This is a genomic window from Micromonospora sp. MH33 (genome assembly GCF_003013775.1).
GTDB classification, from domain to species: domain Bacteria; phylum Actinomycetota; class Actinomycetes; order Mycobacteriales; family Micromonosporaceae; genus Micromonospora; species Micromonospora fulviviridis.
On record NZ_MUYZ01000436.1, the window covers coordinates 1 to 3,898 of the forward strand.

A 3,898-nucleotide genomic window follows, 5' to 3' on the forward strand; every position below is an offset into this window, starting at 1 on the left:
CCGCCATGATTCCGCCACCACGGTGGCGCCGGCCACCACCCAACGTCGCCGAAACCGGACACCGACCCCAGAGCGGGCCGTGCGGACCCGACATCCACCCCAAGGTGTGCCGCCTCGTCCGAACACCGGATCGCCAGGGGCCGGGGGCGGCCACCCGGCCTCAAGCGCCCCGCATCGCACAGCCGGCCCGAGCACCACGGATCGGGACATTCCGGGATCCGCGCCCGTCGCCGGACACCAGCACCGGGCGTTCGGGATCGCGCATTCGAGATCTTGGCGAGTTCCGTTCCCAGCTGACGGCAACTCGCCAAGATCCGGCGAGGGCGACCGGATCCTCTCGCCGCCGCTCCGGAAGCGGACAGACGGTGGCCGCGCGGTCCGCCGCCCCGTCAGTCCTCCACAGTGGGCGTGCCACCATGTCGGGCATGGAGATCTGGCACAACCCGTCCTGCTCGAAGTGCGCCACCGCCCGGGCCTCGCTGGACGAGGCGCGGGTGCCCTACCGGCTGCGGGCGTACCTGGCGGAGCCGCCGAGTGCGGAGGAGTTGACCGAGGTGCTGCGCCGGCTGGACGCGCGGGCCTGGGACATCTGCCGCACCGGCGAGCCCGCCGCGACCGAGCTGGGCATGGCGGACTGGCCCCGGGACGACGCCACGGAGCCGCGCTGGGTGGCCGCGATGGTCGCGCACCCCGAGCTGATCCAGCGCCCCATCCTGCTGCTGGACGACGGCGGCGCGCTCGTCGGTCGTACCCCCGAGGCCCTGGACGAAGCGGTGCGCCGCACCGACCGGTGAGCCCGCGGTCGGTTCAGGAAGGCCGGTCGCCGGCCTTCGCGTGCCGCTCGCGCAACCGGTCCCGGATCTCCTCCGGGGTGTACGCCCGGCGCCGCCGTTCCGCTCGGGCCACGACCACGCCGGTCGCCGCCACGCCGGCGAGGCCGGCCAGCCCGAGCAGCTTCCACCACCGCATCCGTTGCCGCATCGGCTTAGGGTAGTCCTCCATGAGCATCAGCCTGGACGAGGCCGTGGAGCTGACCCGCACCGGCGACCTGTGGGTGTTCCGCGGGCGCAGCGTGCCCGACCGGGCCATCCAGCTCACCACCAACAGCCCGGTCAACCACGTCGGCATGGCCGTGGTGCTCGACGACATGCCGCCGCTGATGTGGCACGCCGAGCTGGGTCGCTCGCTGCCGGACATGTGGACCGGCACCCACCAGCGCGGCGTGCAGCTGCACGACCTGCGGGACGCGGTCTGCGTCTGGGCCAACCGGTACGGCCAGCGGGCCTGGCTCCGCCAGCTCGAACCGCCGGCGGACACCGCGATGGAGGAGGCGGTGCTGCGGACCGTGGCGCGCCTCGACGGCACCCCGTTCCCGTCCACGGCGCAGCTCGCCTGGCGCTGGGCCCGCGGCCGGGTGCCGAACCTGCGCCGCGGCCAACCCTCCATCGCCGACGGTGGCGGCGTGCCGGTCCGGGACCGGGCGCTGGAGACCGCGTACTGCGCGGAGGTGGTGGCCGTTACCTACGAGGCGATGGGGCTGCTCCCCGCCGGTCGGCGGCCCAACTGGTACGACCCGGGCCGGTTCTGGAGCGGCGACGACCTCGACCTTGCTGGCGGCGCCCAGCTCGGGGCGGAGATCGAGGTTCGCATCCCGCCCCGCTGACCAGGTTTGCCGGACCGGCCGTCCGGTAATGGAGAGCGGCGTGACGGCTTCCACGGACCTCGACACGCTCACCGACTTCTTCGACCGGTACGGCGTGGCGCTGACCACCGCCGACGTGCCCGCCATCGCCGGCTGCTACGCGTTGCCGGGGCTGGTGGTCGCCGACACCTACAGCTTCTCGTTCACCTCGCCGGCAGCCGTGGCGCTCAGCTTCGTCGGCGCGGCCCCCGACTACCAGGAGCGGGAACTGGTCGCGGCCAACGCGCAGATCGAGGACGTGCAGCAGGTCTCCGCGCTGCTCACCGAGGTGGCGGTGTGCTGGGAGTTCCTGGACAGCCAGGGGCGGGCGGTGCCCGGCGAGCGCTACCGCTACCTGCTGCGGGCCACCGACGACGGCCCGGCCATCTGCACCGTCATCCGCACCGCCTGACCGCGGCGGTCAACGCGGCCCAGGTCGGCACCGCGCACCCGTACACCAGCCGCGACGACACCGCGCCACCCGGCACGGCCCAGAACCGCAGCTTGCCGGCGCACGCCGGCGGCCGGTCCGGGTGCCTCGCGTCGGCTCAGCGGGCCAGTGCCTGCCGCTCCCGCTGCCTGGGCAGCGCGCCGCCGGTCGCCACGTCGGCCACGAAGGCGTCGACGGTCTCGCGGGTGACGCCGGGCATGCAGATCAGGTGGCTGCGGCCGGCGCTGCTCGCCAGCACCCACTTCGCCGTCACGGCCGGGGACGGGGTGGGAAAGACCACGGTGAAGGCGTGCTCGTGCCGCCACGCCGGCCAGCCCACCTCGTTGAGCCGCTCCACCGCGTACGCGGCCAGCTCGCGGGCCCGCTCGGCGCGCTCCCGCAGGCCGTCGTGGCCCAGGCTGCGGATCGCGTACCAGAGCAGCAGCGCCGGGTGGCCGCTGCGTGAGCCGCTGATCGTGGTGTCCACCGTGCCGGTGTAGTTGGGGGAGCGGGCGAGCTGCTGCTGGAGGGTGCGGCGGGTCAGCACCACCCCGCACGGCACCGGGGTGCCGAGGAACTTGTAGCCGGAGATGGAGATGCTGTCCACGGTGGCATCCAGCCGCAGCGTGGCCCGCCCGTCGGCCAGTGCCAGCGGGACCCCGGCCAGTGCGCCGTCGACGTGCAGGTGGTGGCGGACCGGCGTGCGGGCGAGCAGTCGCCGGATCCGCGGTACGTCGTCGGCGGCCTCGGTCATCGTGGTGCCGCAGGTGGCCGCCACGATGGCCGGCCGGTCCCGGTGCCGGTCGACCATCCGGGTCAGGTCGTCGTAGTCCATCTCGCCGCGCTCGTCGGTGCGGACCACCACCGAGTCGAGGCCGAGGATGTCGACGCACTTGGGCAGCGAGTAGTGGGCGTCGGCCGAGTGGTAGACCAGGGCCTTGGGGAACCGGGCCCGGGCCAGGTAGAGCGCGTAGAGGTTGCCCTCGGTGCCGCCGGAGGTGAGGTAGCCCCAGCGGTCGTCGACCGGTGCCTGGAACAGGTCGGCGAACCAGTCCAGCACCTCCCGCTCGTAGCGCTTGGTGTGGTTGGCGCCGGCCGGGTCGGTCCACGGGTCACCGATGTTGTTCAGCAACGAGCCGAACAGCGGCGCCAGCGGGCTGTAGTCGATGTCGGTGGCGACCGGGAAACCGACGTGCGTCTCGCGGCCGGCGACCGCGGCCGAGCGGACCGCGGCGAGCTCGGCGAGGAGTTCCTCGGGACGGGTGACGGAACCGTCACGGACTGGGTCGGCTGACAACACGGCGCTCCCTCGTCGTCACGGTGCACGGCGCACAGAGTGGACCATGAGTCACGGAGAGCGGGCAAGCGTTACGAAATTGGCCACCAATTGTCCATAATCGACGTACCGGTTGGGAGGTAACCGCTGGTCGAGCGGCAGTCGCCACTGTGGACGGCCGACGCGGACTGAGCCGGCGGTCAGCGCCCGGGCACCCCAGGGAATGCTCGCGGACAGTTGATAACGTGTGCACTCAGTGAAATCATCGGCCGGGCGAAGTCCCGCTAGCCAGGAGCTGCCACGTGTCGTATGAACACCGGTCGCCGCTGCCGCGTCCGTCCTATGAGGACCCGCGTGACGGTGCCCCCGACCGGCCGGCGTACCCGCCCCCATCGCCGGTCCGGCCGCCCGCGCTGTGGGGGAGCCACCGGCTCTCCGGTGGCGCGCCGGCCGCGGGCGGGCCCGGCCACGGCATTCCGGCCAGCCCGGCTCACGGCGCGCCCGCCCCACC

General features: G+C 73.4%; 5 protein-coding genes and 1 pseudogene. 4 read left to right on the forward strand and 2 right to left on the reverse strand.

All coding sequences use genetic code 11. The features are described 5' to 3' along the window. Nucleotides 1-425 precede the first annotated feature (425 nt). Nucleotides 426-794, forward strand: coding sequence for an ArsC/Spx/MgsR family protein (locus B0E53_RS33880; RefSeq protein WP_107079639.1), 369 nt, complete (start codon nt 426-428; stop codon nt 792-794). Between the two features lie 13 nt (nt 795-807). Here the strand turns inward: B0E53_RS33880 and B0E53_RS37195 are convergent, their stop codons facing one another. Next, nucleotides 808-1,002, reverse strand: a complete 195-nt coding sequence (locus B0E53_RS37195) for a hypothetical protein (protein ID WP_146167896.1) — start codon at nt 1,000-1,002, stop codon at nt 808-810. Here B0E53_RS37195 and B0E53_RS33885 point away from each other — a divergent pair. Together B0E53_RS33885 and B0E53_RS33890 are read left to right on the forward strand one after the other, a co-directional pair. Next, on the forward strand, nt 1,001-1,663 hold the full coding sequence (locus B0E53_RS33885) for a hypothetical protein (RefSeq protein ID WP_107079640.1): 663 nt from the start codon (nt 1,001-1,003) through the stop codon (nt 1,661-1,663). The genes B0E53_RS37195 and B0E53_RS33885 overlap by 2 nt on opposite strands. A gap of 40 nt (nt 1,664-1,703) precedes the next feature. Next, a complete protein-coding gene (locus tag B0E53_RS33890; RefSeq protein ID WP_107079642.1) occupies nt 1,704-2,093 on the forward strand; it encodes a hypothetical protein in 390 nt (129 codons plus the stop codon). Nucleotides 2,094-2,229: 136 nt separating this feature from the next. Here the strand turns inward: B0E53_RS33890 and B0E53_RS33895 are convergent, their stop codons facing one another. Further along, a complete protein-coding gene (locus B0E53_RS33895; protein ID WP_168215475.1) occupies nt 2,230-3,408 on the reverse strand; it encodes a histidine decarboxylase in 1,179 nt (392 codons plus the stop codon). Between the two features lie 281 nt (nt 3,409-3,689). On the opposite strand from B0E53_RS33895, the pseudogene B0E53_RS38835 reads away from it, so the two are divergent. Then, a pseudogene (locus tag B0E53_RS38835) lies at nt 3,690-3,898 on the forward strand (hypothetical protein); the annotation flags it as partial.

Coding starts and splice junctions, on each gene's coding strand:
- B0E53_RS33880 (WP_107079639.1), top strand. CDS start 426: ATGGAGATCTGGCACAACCCGTCCTGCTCGAAGTGCGCCACCGCCCGG.
- B0E53_RS33885 (WP_107079640.1), top strand. CDS start 1,001: ATGAGCATCAGCCTGGACGAGGCCGTGGAGCTGACCCGCACCGGCGAC.
- B0E53_RS37195 (WP_146167896.1), bottom strand. CDS start 1,002: ATGGAGGACTACCCTAAGCCGATGCGGCAACGGATGCGGTGGTGGAAG.